This is a genomic window from Streptomyces sp. NPDC058663 (genome assembly GCF_042716745.1).
Classification (GTDB): domain Bacteria; phylum Actinomycetota; class Actinomycetes; order Streptomycetales; family Streptomycetaceae; genus Streptomyces.
The window spans coordinates 1-15,342 of sequence record NZ_JBHXRV010000031.1; the positions used below are offsets into that span (position 1 = coordinate 1).

Sequence of the window (15,342 nt, forward strand, 5' to 3'; positions counted from 1 at the left end):
GCTGGTTTTTTTTGCTGCCCACTCCTCCGCTCTGGTTTAGAGCCCCCCCGGCCCCCGGGCGCCGCCGGCGGGGGGGCGGCCGCCCACCGTCCTGCGCCCCCCGCCGGCGGTGGCGGCCCGCTTCTGCTGTGCGCCCGTCAGGTTCTGCTGTGCGCCCGTCAGGCGACGCTGATCGCGATCTTGCCCCGGGTGTGCCCGCCCATGCTCTCCCGGAAGGCGTCCGCGGCCTTCTCCAGCGGGTACACCGACGCCACCTCGACCTTGAGCTCTCCCCGCTCCACCAGCTCGCCCAGCGCCGTCAGGTCCGGCGCGTCGGGCCGTACGAAGACGTAGTCGCCCCCGAGCTCCTTCACCGCGCCGTCCGCGATGGACGCCAGCCGCCCGCCCTCGGCGAGCAGCTGCGGCGATGCCTGGAGCGCCTCGCCGCCGACCAGGTCGAGCACCGCGTCCACACCCTTGGGTGCCAGCGCGCGCACCCGCTCGGCCAGCCCGTCCCCGTACGTCACCGGCTCGGCGCCCAGCGACCGGAGGTAGTCGTGGTTGCGCTCGCTCGCGGTCCCGATGACCCGCGCACCGTGCGCCTTCGCGATCTGTACGGCCAGCGAGCCCACACCGCCCGCCGCCGCGTGCACCAGCACCGTCTCGCCCGCGCGCACCTTCAGGCTGCGGTGCAGCGCCTGGTAGGCGGTGAGCCCGGCCAGCGGCAGCCCGGCCGCCTCCTCGAAGCTCATCGAGGCCGGCTTGCGGGCCAGGGTGCGGACCGGGGCCGCGACGTACTCCGCGAAGGTGCCGCGCGAGACGAAGTCCTCGCGCACGTACCCGATGACCTCGTCACCGGCTGCGAACTCGGTCACCGAGGCGCCCGCCTGCTCGACGACCCCCGCCACGTCCCAGCCCGGCACCACCGGGAAGACCGCGTCCAGCGCGCCGTCGAGGTAGCCGCCGAGGACCTTCCAGTCGACCGGGTTCACCGAGGCGGCGCGGACCTTGACGAGGACGGAGTCGGGGCCGAGCTTGGGCATGGGCCGCTCGCCGTACTCCAGGGCGTCGGGGCTGCCGTATGCGCGGTACGAGATGGCCTTCATGGCGGAACACTCCAGTCGTGGATCTCAAAGATGGACAATCTCAAGCAATTCCCTTCGACCGTAAACCTCAATGGTTGAGATGGTCAAGTTTTCCGGCGTACACTGCGTGTCATGGCAGCCACCACTCCTCCGCCCCCCGGGACGGCCCCCACGACGGCCGAGCTCATAGAACGGCTGGCCTCGTCCTTCGGGCTCTACTACGGCGACTTCACCGTCGCCGCCGCCACCGCCGGGCTCACCGCCAGCCAGGCCAAGGCGCTCAGCGTGCTGCGTGGCTCTCCTGCCCCGATGCGCGCCCTCGCCAACACCCTGGCCTGCGACGCCTCCAACATCACCGGGATCGTGGACCGGCTGGAGAAGCGGGAGCTGGTGCGCCGCGAACCCAGTGCCACCGACCGCCGCGTCAAGAACGTCGTCCTGACCGAACTCGGCGAGCAGACCATCGACACCATCCGGGCCCGCATGCACAGCACTCTCGGCGGCCTGCACACCCTGGACGCCGGCGAGCGCAGCGCTTTGTACGCACTTCTCGACCGGGTTTTCCCGCGCGGCACGGAAGGTCCGGAGAGCACCTGCTGACGCCTGGGGCCTGTCCGGCGGATCTTGTCGCGGTTGCGGGTCCTGGCACGCACATCTGCGGCGTTGTCGTCAATCGCCATGGCTCCGCCATGCCTCAATCCTCCGCCTTGCATCTGCACGCACCATGCCCCGCTCAGCAGCACCGAGAAGTCGCAGGTCACTCCGTACGACCTGATACGCCGGACAGACCCTAGGCTGGTCGTATGAGTACGTTGCGCACGCGCCCCGCACAAGGACCGCCGGAAGGACTGCCGGACGGACTGCCGCAGTGGGACCGCTGCGCGGTCATGGGCGTCGTGAATGTGACGCCGGACTCCTTCTCCGACGGCGGCCGCTGGTTCGACACCGCCGCCGCCGTCAAGCGCGGTCTCGCCCTGGTTGCGGAGGGTGCGGACCTGGTCGACGTGGGCGGCGAGTCCACCCGCCCGGGTGCGAGCCGGGTGGACGCCGACGAGGAGCTCAAGCGGGTCGTCCCCGTGGTGCGCGGCCTGGCCTCCGAGGGCGTCACCGTCTCCGTGGACACCATGCGTGCCGCCGTCGCCGAGCAGGCCGTCGCCGCCGGTGCGGTGCTGGTCAACGACGTCAGCGGCGGCCTCGCGGACCCCGGCATGATCCCCGCGGTCGCCGCCGCCCAGGTCCCCTTCGTGGTGATGCACTGGCGCGGCTTCAGCGAGAACATGAACAGCCTCGCGGTGTACGACGACGTGGTCGCCGAGGTGCTCGCCGAACTGCGCGCGCGCGTGGACGCGGTCGTCTCGGGCGGCGTCGCCCCCGGGCGGCTGGTCGTCGACCCGGGCCTGGGCTTCGCCAAGCGGGCCGAACACGACCTCGCCCTCCTCGCCCGCCTCGGTGACCTGCGCGCCCTGGGCCACCCGCTGCTGGTGGCCGCCTCCCGCAAACGCTTCCTGGGCCACGTACTGGCCCAGGCCGGCGCCGCCCCGCCGCCGGCCAGGGAACGGGACGCCGCCACCGCCGCCGTCTCCGCGATCGCCGCCCACGAGGGCGCCTGGGCGGTCCGGGTCCACGAGGTACGGGCCACCGCGGACGCGGTCCGGGTCGCTCGTGCCGTGGCAGGCGCCAAGTGACGCCCCGCGGCACCGACGCCGACCAGGTCGAACTGGCCAACACCGCCTTCTACGAGTGCCTGGAGCGCGGCGACTTCGAGGAACTCTCCGCGCTCTGGCTCGACGACGACATCTCCTGCGTGCACCCCGGCTGGCCGGTGCTCTCCGGACGCGGCGAGGTGCTGCGGTCGTACGCGCTGATCATGGCGCACACCGACTACATCCAGTTCTTCCTCACCGACGTCAAGGTCTCGGTCATGGGCGACACCGCCCTGGCCACCTGCACCGAGAACATCCTCAGCGGCGGTCCCGCCGAGGAGAGCGGGGAGCTGGGGCCGCTGGTGGGCCAGCTGGTGGTGGCCACCAATGTGTTCCGTCGCACCCCGGACGGCTGGCGGCTGTGGGCGCACCACGGCTCCCCCGTACTGGCCGACGCGGACGAGGACGACGAGGACGACGATTCCTCCTCCTGAATGGGTAGGGGCCTTGGAAGAAGCGCCTCGGAAGGACCCTGTGCACAGGTTCCTTTCGGTAGCGTGCGCGGCCCCGCGGGCGGGGACTGTCGGTGCCCGCAGGTAGATTCGGACCCAGGTGAGGCGTCGCCCGCATGCGGCACCGAGCCCTTCGACTACGAACAGCAGGAGTGATTCGCGTGGATCGTGTCGCGCTGCGCGGCCTCAAGGCCCGTGGGCACCACGGCGTGTTCCCGAGGGAACGCGAAGAGGGCCAGACCTTCATCGTGGACATCGTGCTCGGCTTGGACACCCGTCCCGCCGCCGCCGACGACGACCTGACGAAGACCGTCCACTACGGCGTGATCGCGGAGGAGGTCGTGGAGGTCGTGCAGGGCGAGCCGGTCAACCTGATCGAGACGCTCGCCGAGCGGATCGCCCAGCAGTGTCTCAAGCACGACGGGGTCGACGAGGTCGAGGTGCGCGTCCACAAGCCGGATGCCCCGATCACCGTCCCCTTCGACGACGTGACCATCACCATCACCCGGAGCCGTGGATGAACCCGATGCAGAGCGACCCCACCGTCCAGCCGGTGCCCGCCTCCGTGACGCAGCAGGTGGACGCCGCCGACATCACGCTGTCCAACCCCAAGTGGGCGGTCGTCGCCCTCGGCAGCAACCTGGGCAACCGGCTGGAGACCCTGCAGGGCGCCGTGGACCTCCTGGAGGACACCCCCGGGATCCGGGTCAAGGCGGTCTCCCCGGTGTACGAGACGGAGCCGTGGGGCGTCGACCCGGGCTCCCAGCCGTCCTACTTCAACGCGGTGATCCTGGTGAAGACCACCCTGCCGCCGTCCTCGCTCCTGGAGCGCGGCCAGGCCATCGAGGAGGCCTTCGACCGGGTCCGCGAGGAGCGCTGGGGGCCGCGCACGATCGACGTCGACATCGTGTCCTACGCCGACGTCGTCTCCGACGACCCGGTCCTGACCCTTCCGCACCCGCGCGCCCACGAGCGCGGCTTCGTGCTCGCCCCGTGGCACGACCTGGACCCCGAGGCCGTCGTCCCGGGCCGCGGCCCGGTCGCCGACCTCCTGACCGCCACCCCCACCGACGGCGTGCTCCCCCGCACGGACCTGGAACTCCGGCTGCCCGAATAGGCGTTGTACGAGCATGGAAGCGGCCCACTACCCGACGGAGAACGGAACCTCGTGAAGGAACTACGGCTCGGGGTCCTGGCCGGCGTATTCGCCGTGTCGGGCGTGCTGTCCTGGGCGGCTGCCCGGCTCTGGGCCTCGGTCGGCACCCTGCCCGGGGTGCCGGTCGCGGCCCCGGTCGTGCTCGCCCTCATCGCCGCGGTCCTGCTCGCCACGGCACTGGCCCTGCGGGCCCGGCTGCGCGCCCAGCGCGAGCGGCAGCCCGGCGCCAAGGGCGTCGACCCGCTGCTCGCGGCCAGGGCGGTGGTCTTCGGCCAGGCCAGCGCGCTGGTCGCGGCCCTCGCCGCGGGCGTCTACGGCGGCCTGGGCGTCCACCTGCTGCTGGACGGCCTGGACCTCCCGCTGCGGGGCACCCAGGCCCTCTACTCGGGCTTCTCGGTACTGGCCGCCTGGGCCGTCATCGCCGCCGCCTTCTTCCTCCAGCGCGTCCTGCGCCTCCCGGAGGACGACGCCGCCTCCCCCACCCCGGCCTGACGCGCCCCCAGCCTTCCGGGCGAGGCTCAGCGGGAGCCCTTCCGGGCGGGGCTCAGCGGGCGATGATGAGACTCATGGCCTCCGCACGCGTCGCCGGGTCCCGCAGCTGCCCCCGGACGGCGGAGGTGATCGTCTTGGCCCCGGGCTTGCGCACCCCGCGCATCGTCATGCACATGTGCTCGCACTCCACCACGACGATCACGCCGCGCGGCTCCAGGATCTCCATCAGCGAGTCGGCGACCTGGGTCGTCAGCCGCTCCTGCACCTGAGGGCGGCGCGCGAAGACGTCCACCAGCCGCGCCAGCTTCGACAGACCGGTGATCTTGCCGTCGGCGGACGGGATGTACCCGACGTGCGCGACGCCGTGGAACGGGACCAGGTGGTGCTCACAGCTCGACATCACTTCGATGTCCTTCACCAGCACCATCTCGTCGTGGCCCAGGTCGAACGTGGTCGTCAGCACGTCCTCCGGCTTCTGCCACAGGCCCGCGTATATCTCCTTGTACGCCCGCGCCACCCGCCCAGGAGTCGCCCGCAGGCCCTCGCGGTCGGGGTCCTCCCCGACCGCGATGAGGAGCTCCCGCACCGCGTTCTCGGCCCGCTTCTCATCGAACACGCCGATGGAGCCCTCGCCGTCCAGCGTCACCGGATCGGTCATCAGTGCCTCGTTCCTGTGGTTCACCTGCGCAGGCATACGGAAAATGCCGCGACCCCCAGGCTAAAACCTGGGGGTCGCGGCATCCATTCCGGGCCGGGTGCGAACCCGGTGACGGAATTTCTCAGCTGTTCTCCGGGCGCTCCTCGGGGACGGCTTCGCCCTGGGTGGCGTCCTTGGTCACCGAGGTGATCGCGGGCGTCACCCCGTTGGCCGCACCGTTGGTCAGCGCCAGTTCCTTCGGCGAGAGCACCGGAGGACGGGTCGACGGCGTGCGCCGCGAGGAACCGGTCCACGCGGGACGTGCCGGGCGCTTCACGATCGGCTGGAAGACCTCGGCGATCTGCTCCTTGTTCAGCGTCTCCTTCTCCAGGAGGGCCAGCACCAGGTTGTCGAGAACGTCGCGGTTCTCGACAAGGATCTCCCACGCCTCGTTGTGCGCGGTCTCGATGAGCTTCTTGACCTCTTCGTCGACGAGCGCGGCGACCTCTTCCGAGTAGTCGCGCTGGTGCGTCATGTCCCGGCCCAGGAAGGGCTCGGTGTTGTCGCCGCCGAACTTGATCGCGCCGAGGCGCTCGGTCATGCCGTACTGCGTGACCATCGCGCGGGCCGTACCTGTGGCCTTCTCGATGTCGTTCGCAGCGCCGGTCGTGGGGTCGTGGAAGACGAGCTCCTCGGCCGCGCGCCCGCCCAGCATGTACGCCAGCTGGTCGAGCATCTCGTTGCGCGTGGTCGAGTACTTGTCCTCTTCGGGCAGGACCATGGTGTAACCCAGGGCCCGGCCGCGCGACAGGATCGTGATCTTGTGGACCGGGTCCGAGTTCGGCAGCGCCGCCGCGACCAGGGCGTGTCCGCCCTCGTGGTACGCGGTGATCTTCTTTTCCTTCTCGGACATGATCCGGGTCCGCTTCTGCGGGCCCGCCACGACGCGGTCGATCGCCTCGTCGAGCATGTGGTTGTCGACCAGCTTCAGATTGCTGCGCGCGGTGAGCAGCGCAGCCTCGTTCAGCACGTTCGCCAGGTCCGCACCCGTGAAGCCGGGCGTACGGCGGGCCACGGCGCTCAGGTCGACGTCCGGGGCGACCGGCTTGCCCTTCTGGTGGACCTTGAGGATCTCCAGACGGCCCTGCATGTCCGGACGGTCGACCGCGATCTGTCGGTCGAAACGGCCCGGGCGCAGCAGCGCCGGGTCGAGGATGTCCGGGCGGTTGGTGGCGGCGATCAGGATGACGCCGCCCTTCACGTCGAAGCCGTCCATCTCGACGAGCAGCTGGTTGAGCGTCTGCTCGCGCTCGTCGTGACCGCCGCCCATGCCGGCGCCGCGGTGGCGGCCGACGGCGTCGATCTCGTCGACGAAGACGATCGCCGGGGCGTTCGCCTTGGCCTGCTCGAAGAGGTCACGGACACGCGAGGCGCCGACACCCACGAACATCTCGACGAAGTCGGAACCCGAGATGGAGTAGAACGGCACTCCTGCCTCGCCCGCGACGGCGCGCGCCAGCAGCGTCTTGCCGGTGCCGGGCGGGCCGTAGAGCAGCACACCCTTGGGGATCTTGGCGCCGACCGCCTGGAACTTCGCCGGCTCCTGGAGGAACTCCTTGATCTCGTGGAGTTCCTCGACCGCCTCGTCGGACCCGGCCACATCGGCGAAGGTCGTCTTCGGGGTGTCCTTGGTGATGAGCTTCGCCTTGGACTTCCCGAACTGCATGACCCGGGAGCCGCCGCCCTGCATCTGATTCATCAGGAACAGGAAGACGACGACGATGAGGACGAAGGGCAGCAGGGAGAGCAGGATCCCGACGAAGGCGTTCTGCTTCGTCGGCGAGACGGTGTAACCGTCCTTGATCTTGCCCGCCTCGTACTTCTGGTCGAGCTTCGCGGCGAGCTTGGAGCCCTGGTCCCCGATGTAGCTCGCCTGGATCTTGGAGCTGTCGGAGACCTTCTGGTCGCCCTTCAGCTGCACCTTGATGATCTGTTCGTCACCGGTGGTCAGTTTGACCTGATCGACCTGGTCCTTGTCGATCGCCTGGATGACCTTGCCGGTGTCGACCGTCTTGTAGCCGCCAGACGAGCCGACGACCTGCATCAGCACGACCACGGCGAGGACGGCCAGCACGATCCACATGACCGGCCCACGGAAGTATCGCTTCACGTCCATCCATACGGGGCGAACTGCGCCCCGTCCCTCCTGCCCGTAGGTAAATGCCGCTGAATAAAAGACTGTTCTTCGGACGGTACCCCAGCATTGTCACCCGCGACCGCAGGGGACGGCTGACAAACCTGCCTTCCCCTGCTCCAACGGCGGGAACGGCGCGAGGGTTCCCCGGTAGTGCGCCGGAAGGCCCGTACGGACCCTCCGAAGCGGTTCAGCCGCCGTAGACGTGGGGCGCGAGGGTCCCGACGAAGGGGAGGTTGCGGTACTTCTCGGCGTAATCCAGGCCGTATCCGACGACGAACTCGTTCGGAATGTCGAAACCGACCCACTTCACGTCGATGGCCACCTTTGCCGCCTCCGGCTTGCGCAGCAGCGTGCACACGTTGAGGGAGGCCGGCTCGCGGGAGCCCAGGTTCGACAGCAGCCACGACAGCGTCAGACCGGAGTCGATGATGTCCTCGACGATCAGGACGTGCTTGCCCTTGATGTCGGTGTCCAGGTCCTTGAGGATCCGGACCACGCCGGAGGACTGGGTGCCCGCGCCGTACGACGACACCGCCATCCAGTCCATCGTGACCGGGGTGGACAGCGCACGCGCCAGGTCCGCCATCACCATCACGGCGCCCTTGAGGACACCGACGATGAGCAGGTCCTTGCCCGCGTACTCCGCGTCGATCTTCGCGGCCAGCTCGGCCAGCTTCGCGTCGATCTCTTCCTTGGTGATGAGCACCGACTTGAGGTCGGTGCCCATGTCGTTCGCGTCCACCCGCATCACTTTCGTAGAACTTCAGCCCTGCCGAATGACCAGTCTGCCACCCTGCCGCTGAGCCTCCACCCGGCCGGGGAGGTTGATGGCTCCCTGACCGCGCCATCCGGTGATCAGCCGGTCGACCTCCTCGATGTGCCGGGCGAAGAGCGATCCGGCGGGCGAACCGGCTTCCACGACGGCCCGGCGCAGCACCCGGCGGCGCACCGCGGGCGGCAGCGCGTAGAGCTTCGCGCACTCCAGCCGCCCGGTGGCGTCCCGTACGGAGGTGGCGGCCTCGGCGGCCCAGTGGTCGAGGGCGTCCGCGTCGTCGCGGGAGAGCTGGGCCGTACGGGCGAGGGCCTCGACGACTCCCTTGCCCAGTGCCTTCTCCAGCGCGGGCAGGCCCTCCTGACGGAGCCGGGAGCGGGTGTAGGCGGGGTCGCTGTTGTGCGGGTCGTCCCAGACGGGCAGCGCCTGGACCATGCAGGCCTTGCGGGCGGTCTGCCGGTCGAGCTGGAGGAAGGGACGGCGGTAACGCCCGGCCGCCCCCGAGACGGCCGCCATTCCGGAGAGCGAGCGGGTGCCGGAGCCGCGGGCGAGGCCCAGGAGGACGGTCTCGGCCTGGTCGTCGCGGGTGTGCCCGAGGAGGATCGCGGCGGCGCCGTGCCGCAGGGCCGCGCCGTCCAGCGCCGCGTACCTGGCGTCGCGGGCGGCGGCCTCGGGTCCGCCGGCCCGGCCGACGGTCACCGCGACGGCCTCGGCGGGGGCCAGCCCCAGGGTGGTCATCCGGGTGACGACCTCGCCGGCGCGGGTGGCGGAGCCCGCCTGGAGGTTGTGGTCGACGGTGACGCCGCCCGCCCGGATGCCCAGCTTGGGCGCCTCGAAGGCGAGGGCGGAGGCGAGCGCCATGGAGTCGGCGCCGCCGGAGCACGCCACGAGCACGAGCGGGGAGCCCCCGTCCGTGCGCGGCCGGCCGGTGCGCTGGTGGCCGGCGCGGTGATGGTCGTTCAGTACGTCGTGGAGTACGCGGCGGACCGCCAGGCGTATCGCTGCGACCGCAGGATGGGGACCCATGTCCGGTGCCCTTCGGTGGAGTTGGGGTGCCTCGGGAGGGAGGCGTCTCTGTCACGGAGAGTGCGTAGATGGTGACAGAAACGAGCGGTTACCCGAGCATTGCACGCCTACCCAGCGCTTACGGTCCCTCGGATGGGTGATTTAGAGGGCGTTTGCCTTACCGTTCCTGCCGTCGCGCGCACCGGGATCACGCTTCTCCCTTACGGTGCACCCGCGCGACCCAGTCCGCCGGTTTGGCGATCTCCGCCTTGGTGGGCAGCGTGTTGGGCGAGGTCCAGATCCGGTTGAAGCCGTCCATCCCGACCTCGTCGACGACCGCCCGTACGAACCGCTCGCCGTCCTTGTACTGCCGCAGCTTGGCGTCCATGCCGAGCAGCTTGCGCAGGGCGAGGTCCAGCCGGCTGGCGCCCTTGGCACGGCGCTGCTGGAACTTCTCCCTGATCTCGGCGACGGACGGCACGACCTGCGGGCCGACCCCGTCCATCACGTAGTCGGCGTGGCCTTCGAGCAGGGACATCACGGCGGTCAGCCGGCCGAGGATCTCGCGCTGGGCGGGGGTCTGCACCAGTTCGACGAGGCTGCGTCCGTCCTCGCCCTCCTCGCCGTCGGGGCGGCTGCCCGCGAAGGCCTGGGCGGCTTCGCGGAAGCGCTCCAGGATCGTCATCGCGTCGACGTCGGTCTCCGCGAGGAACGCCTGGATCTCTCCCTCCAGGTGGGCGCGCAGCCAGGGCACCGCGGTGAACTGGGTGCGGTGGGTCTCCTCGTGCAGGCAGACCCAGAGCCGGAAGTCGTGCGGGTCCACTTCGAGTTCGCGCTCGACGTGCACGATGTTGGGTGCGACGAGCAGGAGCCTGCCGCCGCCGTTCTCCCCGGCGGGGAGGTCACGGCTCGACGGGGCGAAGGTCTCGTACTGGCCCAGGACGCGCGAGGACAGGAACGACAGCAGCATGCCGACCTCGACGCCGGTGACCTTGCCGCCGACCGCGCCGAGGACGGCTCCGCCCGGGGACGATCCGCGCCGCTCCTTCATCTTGCCCAGGAGCGGTTTGAGCAGCTCCCTGAAACCCTCGACGTTGGCCTTGACCCAGCCGGCCCGGTCCACGACCAGGACGGGGGTGTCCGGTGGCTCGGTTCCTTCGGGGATCATCCGGGTGAAGGCCCGGACGTGTTCCTCGGACGCCTTGGCGTGCCTGCGCAGCTCCGCGACGACGGCCCGGGCCTCGTCCCGACTGATCTCGGGACCCGGCCTCACGAGTCGAGTCGCGGTTGCCACCGCGAGCTTCCAGTCGACCATCTCCGCACCACCGATGCTCGTCATGCGTCAACCGTACGTTGTCGGCGGCGTGCGGGGAGGGGGCTCGGAGCAGCGGGTTCGGGCGCGTCCGTGCGGGGGTGTCGCGGCCCGGCGCCGGATCAGGGGGTGGCGGCCAGGGTGGAGGCGAGGGTGTCCAGGGCCTTCTGGGCGGGACCGGGGGCGGAGGTGTCGCCGGCCAGGAAGGCGAAGGCGAGGAGGCGGCCGTCCTCGGTGACGACGGTTCCGGCGAGGGTGTTGAGGTGGCTCAGGGTGCCCGTCTTGGCGCGGACAAGGCCGGCGCCCCTGGCGTCCCCCGCGTAGCGGGTCTGCAGGGTGCCGCTGAAGCCGGCCACAGGGAGGCCGGTCAGGACCGGGCGGAGTTCGGGGTGGGCCGGGTCCGCCGCGTGGGTGAGGAGCGCGGTGAGGAGTTCCGCGGACACCCGGTCGTTGCGGTCGAGGCCGCTGCCGTCGGCGAAGTGGGCGCCGTCCAGCAGGCCCGGTGCGGGAAGTTCCAGGCCGGCCAGTTCGTCGTGCACCGCCTTGCCTGCGCCCGCGAAGCTCGCTTCCTCGCCCGCCGCCAGCGCCGTCTGCCGGGCCAGGGCCTCGGCGATGTCGTTGTCGCTGTGCGTGAGGGTGCGCTCGACCAGGGCGGAGAGGGGTGCGGAGAGGGCCTTGGCCACCGGGGCCGCGTCGGCGGGCGCCTTCCGGGCGACCGGGTCGCCGGCCTGCTCGACGCCCAGGGCGCGGAGCTCGGCGGCGAAGGCGCGGGCCGCGTCGCCCGCCGGGTCGGGGGTGCGGTCGCCGATGCCGCTGCGGGTGCCGTCGGTGCGGCCCTCGTCGACCATCAGCGGGGTGACCCGGGCGAGGTTCTCGTTGCCCGCGCCGATGGGGTGGATCTCGGGGCCGCTGTAGAGCGTCGTGTCGTAGGAGAGGGAGACGGGGCCCGCGCCGCGGTCGCGCAGCGCGCGGGCGGTGTCGGCCGCGAGGGCGCGCAGGTCGTCCTTGTCCAGCGTGGGGTCGCCGCCGCCCTTGAGGACGATCCCCTTGGTGTCGGGGGAGGCCAGGACGGTGGTGGCGATGCGGTGGTCGGGGCCGAGCGCGGACAGCGCGGCGACCGCGGTGGCGATCTTGACGGTGGATGCGGGGGTCATCGCGGTGCGTTCGCCGCGCCCGTACAGCTGCTTGCCGGTGGTCGCGTCCATGACGGAGGCGGTACGCAGTCCGCCGAGTGCGGCGCTGTCGAGGAGCGGCCCGAGGGTCTCCCGGAGGCGGCGGGACTCCTCGGGGCGGTCACCGCCGCCGTCGGGTGCGGCGGCGCCGAGCGCGCCGAGGACGCCGGGGGCGCTGGGGGCGGGGTCCGGTTCGCCCGCATCCGGGCGCGGGGTCGCGTGATGTGCGCCACCCGTGCGGTCCTGTGCGGCTGCCAGCTCCCGCTCGGCCTTACGCTGACCGGAGTCCCAGGGCCCCGCCACGGCCACCGCACCGGCAGCCAGTGCCAGTCCGGCCACGGCGGAGCCCGCCGTGAGCTGCCAGGTTCTGAGCTTGGGCACTGCGGACCAGCCCCTTTCGCGATCACAGGTCTGCGTGAGGGACACTTAACCACTGCGTCTTGCGCGAGCAGAGCACCTGGCGGGGCACATCCGGCCCATTCGGCCGGGGTCCCGGGGGTCGGTTTCCTTCGGGGGGACGCGGATTTCCCAGAAACTGTGTTTGATCATGGAGGAGCCACCCGTGGAGTTCGACGTCACCATCGAGATTCCGAAGGGTTCGCGGAACAAGTACGAGGTCGACCACGAGACCGGCCGGATCCGTCTGGACCGTCGGCTCTTCACCTCGACCAGCTACCCCGCGGACTACGGATTCGTCGAGAACACCCTCGGCGAGGACGGCGACCCGCTGGACGCGCTGGTCATCCTCGACGAGCCCACCTTCCCCGGCTGCGTCATCAAGTGCCGCGCCATCGGCATGTTCCGCATGACCGACGAGGCCGGCGGCGACGACAAGCTGCTGTGCGTCCCGGCGTCGGACCCACGGGTGGAGCACCTGCGCGACATCCACCACGTGTCGGAGTTCGACCGCCTGGAGATCCAGCACTTCTTCGAGGTCTACAAGGACCTGGAGCCGGGCAAGTCGGTCGAGGGCGCGGACTGGGTCGGCCGCACCGAGGCCGAGGCCGAGATCGAGGCCTCGTACAAGCGCCTCGAGGCGCAGGGCGGCGCGCACTGACCGCGCACACACTGAGCGGCGCGCACTGACCGCGCCCACACTGAACAGTCCGTGCGACGGGCGGCACCTCCTTCTTCGAGGGGGTGGCCGCCCGTTCGCATGGGTGCGGTGGAGGCGGACCGGCCCACGGGGCGGGGGGCGTGGATCCGTGAACATACTGGGCAGGCGCAGTTTCACGGACTGAAGTGGCGGGAGCGAGGCGAGTGGTGGCGGAGGCGCAGGGCGGCAGCAAGGGCGGTCGCAGGGGCGGCCCCGGGAACGGGGATTCCGAGGACCGTACGCCGCGGCCGCAGCCGGGCAAGGAGCCCAAGGACCGTACGCCGCGGCCGGGCAAGGAGCCCGAGGACCGTACGCCGGAGCCGGACAGGGCGCCCGAGGACCGCAAGCCGCGGTCGGACGAGGCGCGCAGTGCGTTCCGGTCCAGCACCACCTCCGGCGTCGGAGCCACCCAGGCCATCCCGGTGGTGAGTGTCGACGAGGACCAGTCGGTGACCTCGGAATTCGCGCTTCCGCAGGGGCTGCGTACCGCTCCTTCGGCCGAGGAGGAGCACCAGACCTCGGAATTCGCCCTTCCGCAGGGCCTGACGCCCGAGACGCCCGCGGCGCAGGAAGGTTCCGCCTTCCACGCCCCCAGGACCGCCGCCCAGAAGCGGAAAGGGGTGGAGACGTCCCGGACGTACAGCGCCAGGCACTCCCCGCAGGCCTTCACTCCCGCGCACGGCATACCGATGGTCAAGCTGACCAAGGAGGCGCCGTGGCAGGACCGGATGCGGACCCTGTTGCGGATGCCGGTCGGGGACCGGCCCGTACCGGACAGCGTGCAGCGGCACGGTGACGAAGAGGACTCCGGGCCTGCCGTCCCCCGCGTGCTCGACCTGACGCTGCGCATCGGCGAGCTGCTGCTCGCGGGCGGCGAGGGCGCCGAGGACGTCGAGGCGGCGATGTTCGCGGTGTGCCGGGCCTACGGGCTCGACCGGTGCGAGCCGACCGTCACGTTCACGCTGCTGTCCATCTCGTACCAGCCCTCCCTCATCGACGACCCGGTCACGGCCAGCCGTACGGTGCGGCGCCGGGGCACCGACTACACCCGGCTGGCGGGTGTCTACCGGCTGATCGCGGACATCACCGCCGAGGAGATCGACGTCACCCTGGAGGAGGCGTACCGCCGCCTCGCGGAGATCCGGCGAAACCGGCACCCGTATCCGGGCTGGGCGCTGTCCGGTGCCAGCGGGCTGCTGGCCGGTTCGGCATCGGTGCTGGTCGGCGGTGGGGTCATCGTGTTCCTCGCGGCGGCGCTCGGGGCGATCCTGGGCGACCGGCTGGCGTGGCTGTGCGCGGGGCGCGGGCTGCCGGAGTTCTACCAGTTCGTGGCCGCGGCGATGCCGCCCGCCGCGATGGGTGTCGGGCTCGCCTTCGTACCGAACAACGTGGTGGGCGGAATTCTGCCGTCCGCCGTGATCACCGGTGGGCTCTTCGCCCTGCTGCCCGGACGTGCGCTGGTGGCCGGCGTGCAGGACGGGCTGACCGGCTACTACATCACCGCCGCGGCCCGGCTGCTCGAAGTCATGTACTTCTTCATCGCGATCGTGCTGGGCGTGCTGATCGTGCTGTACGTGGGCGCGGGGCTGAACCCGAACCTGCACCCGGACGCCACGATGCACGTCCAGCCACGGCCGGTGATCCAGATCCTCGCGTCGATCGCCCTGTGCTTCGCGTTCGCGATCCTGCTCCAGCAGGAGCGCAGCACCGTGATCATGGTGGCGCTGAACGGCGGTGTCGCCTGGATCGTCTTCGGCGCGATGAACACCACCGGCAACATCTCGGCGGTCGCCTCCACCGCCGTCGCCGCGGGCCTGGTCGGGCTCTTCGGACAGCTCTTCTCGCGGTACCAGTACGCGTCCGCGCTGCCGTACGTGACGGCGGCGATCGGGCCGCTGCTGCCCGGTTCGTCGACGTACTACGGTCTGCTCGGCATCGCCCAGAACGATGTGAACACCGGGCTCGCCTCGCTGTCCAAGGCGGCGGCGATCGCGCTGGCCATCGCGATCGGGGTGAACCTGGGTGGCGAGATCTCCCGGCTGTTCCTGCGGATGCCGGGCGCGCGGGACGGCGGAAGCCGCCGGGCGGCGAAGCGGACGCGTGGCTTCTAGGGGCCTGCGCGGGCTCCAAGACGCTTCCAGGGGCTGTCACGGACGTGCCCGGACTTGCGGGAGTACGGCGAAGGGGCGGCCGGGACGTGTGTCCCCGGCCCCCCCTGGCGGTGTGGCCCGGGACCGCATTGGGGGTAGGGCGCGCTGGGGGGGGGTGTTTGGGGGGGTGTGGG

15 protein-coding genes are annotated in these 15,342 nt (G+C 71.1%); 8 read left to right on the top strand and 7 right to left on the bottom strand.

Annotated elements, in window-relative coordinates:
• Positions 1–158: 158 nt before the first annotated feature.
• Positions 159–1,085: an NADP-dependent oxidoreductase gene (locus tag ACFWVV_RS22455; protein ID WP_384353803.1), complete on the bottom strand. Its 927-nt coding sequence runs from the start codon at positions 1,083–1,085 to the stop codon at positions 159–161.
• A 111-nt stretch (positions 1,086–1,196) separates the two neighbouring features.
• Between ACFWVV_RS22455 and ACFWVV_RS22460 the strand changes: the two genes are divergently transcribed.
• The 6 genes from ACFWVV_RS22460 (at position 1,197) to ACFWVV_RS22485 (ending at position 4,867) form a co-directional block, all read left to right on the top strand.
• On the top strand, positions 1,197–1,664 hold the full coding sequence (locus ACFWVV_RS22460; protein WP_384353805.1) for a MarR family winged helix-turn-helix transcriptional regulator: 468 nt from the start codon (positions 1,197–1,199) through the stop codon (positions 1,662–1,664).
• A gap of 203 nt (positions 1,665–1,867) precedes the next feature.
• Positions 1,868–2,749, top strand: coding sequence for a dihydropteroate synthase (folP, locus tag ACFWVV_RS22465; RefSeq protein WP_384353807.1), 882 nt, complete (start codon positions 1,868–1,870; stop codon positions 2,747–2,749).
• The gene (locus ACFWVV_RS22470) at positions 2,746–3,201 is read left to right on the top strand and encodes a nuclear transport factor 2 family protein (protein ID WP_384353809.1); all 456 of its coding nucleotides are present in this window, start codon (positions 2,746–2,748) and stop codon (positions 3,199–3,201) included. The genes folP and ACFWVV_RS22470 overlap by 4 nt, the downstream gene beginning before the upstream one ends.
• Positions 3,202–3,380: 179 nt before the next feature.
• A complete protein-coding gene (folB, locus tag ACFWVV_RS22475; protein ID WP_384353811.1) occupies positions 3,381–3,740 on the top strand; it encodes a dihydroneopterin aldolase in 360 nt (119 codons plus the stop codon).
• A complete protein-coding gene (folK, locus tag ACFWVV_RS22480) occupies positions 3,737–4,336 on the top strand; it encodes a 2-amino-4-hydroxy-6-hydroxymethyldihydropteridine diphosphokinase (protein ID WP_384353813.1) in 600 nt (199 codons plus the stop codon). The genes folB and folK overlap by 4 nt, the downstream gene beginning before the upstream one ends.
• Before the next feature lie 51 nt (positions 4,337–4,387).
• Positions 4,388–4,867 (top strand): DUF3180 family protein, encoded by a 480-nt coding sequence (locus ACFWVV_RS22485; protein WP_384353815.1) that lies wholly within the window; start codon positions 4,388–4,390, stop codon positions 4,865–4,867.
• A gap of 52 nt (positions 4,868–4,919) precedes the next feature.
• Here the strand turns inward: ACFWVV_RS22485 and folE are convergent, their stop codons facing one another.
• From folE to dacB, 6 genes are all read right to left on the bottom strand, one after another.
• Positions 4,920–5,525: a GTP cyclohydrolase I FolE gene (folE, locus tag ACFWVV_RS22490; RefSeq protein ID WP_384353967.1), complete on the bottom strand. Its 606-nt coding sequence runs from the start codon at positions 5,523–5,525 to the stop codon at positions 4,920–4,922.
• Positions 5,526–5,646: 121 nt separating this feature from the next.
• Complete coding sequence (gene ftsH, locus ACFWVV_RS22495; protein WP_384353817.1) at positions 5,647–7,680, bottom strand: ATP-dependent zinc metalloprotease FtsH; 2,034 nt, start codon at positions 7,678–7,680, stop codon at positions 5,647–5,649.
• Between the two features lie 208 nt (positions 7,681–7,888).
• Positions 7,889–8,449, bottom strand: coding sequence for a hypoxanthine phosphoribosyltransferase (gene hpt / locus ACFWVV_RS22500; protein WP_384353969.1), 561 nt, complete (start codon positions 8,447–8,449; stop codon positions 7,889–7,891).
• 15 nt (positions 8,450–8,464) lie between these two features.
• On the bottom strand, positions 8,465–9,499 hold the full coding sequence (gene tilS / locus ACFWVV_RS22505) for a tRNA lysidine(34) synthetase TilS (RefSeq protein WP_384353819.1): 1,035 nt from the start codon (positions 9,497–9,499) through the stop codon (positions 8,465–8,467).
• A gap of 187 nt (positions 9,500–9,686) precedes the next feature.
• Complete coding sequence (locus tag ACFWVV_RS22510) at positions 9,687–10,817, bottom strand: zinc-dependent metalloprotease (RefSeq protein ID WP_384353821.1); 1,131 nt, start codon at positions 10,815–10,817, stop codon at positions 9,687–9,689.
• A 95-nt stretch (positions 10,818–10,912) separates the two neighbouring features.
• On the bottom strand, positions 10,913–12,343 hold the full coding sequence (gene dacB, locus ACFWVV_RS22515; RefSeq protein ID WP_384353823.1) for a D-alanyl-D-alanine carboxypeptidase/D-alanyl-D-alanine-endopeptidase: 1,431 nt from the start codon (positions 12,341–12,343) through the stop codon (positions 10,913–10,915).
• 181 nt (positions 12,344–12,524) lie between these two features.
• On the opposite strand from dacB, the gene ACFWVV_RS22520 reads away from it, so the two are divergent.
• Both ACFWVV_RS22520 and ACFWVV_RS22525 read left to right on the top strand, forming a co-directional pair.
• On the top strand, positions 12,525–13,019 hold the full coding sequence (locus ACFWVV_RS22520) for an inorganic diphosphatase (protein ID WP_185034151.1): 495 nt from the start codon (positions 12,525–12,527) through the stop codon (positions 13,017–13,019).
• Between the two features lie 206 nt (positions 13,020–13,225).
• Positions 13,226–15,169, top strand: a complete 1,944-nt coding sequence (locus tag ACFWVV_RS22525) for a threonine/serine exporter ThrE family protein (protein WP_384353825.1) — start codon at positions 13,226–13,228, stop codon at positions 15,167–15,169.
• The last annotated feature ends 173 nt before the right edge of the window (positions 15,170–15,342 follow it).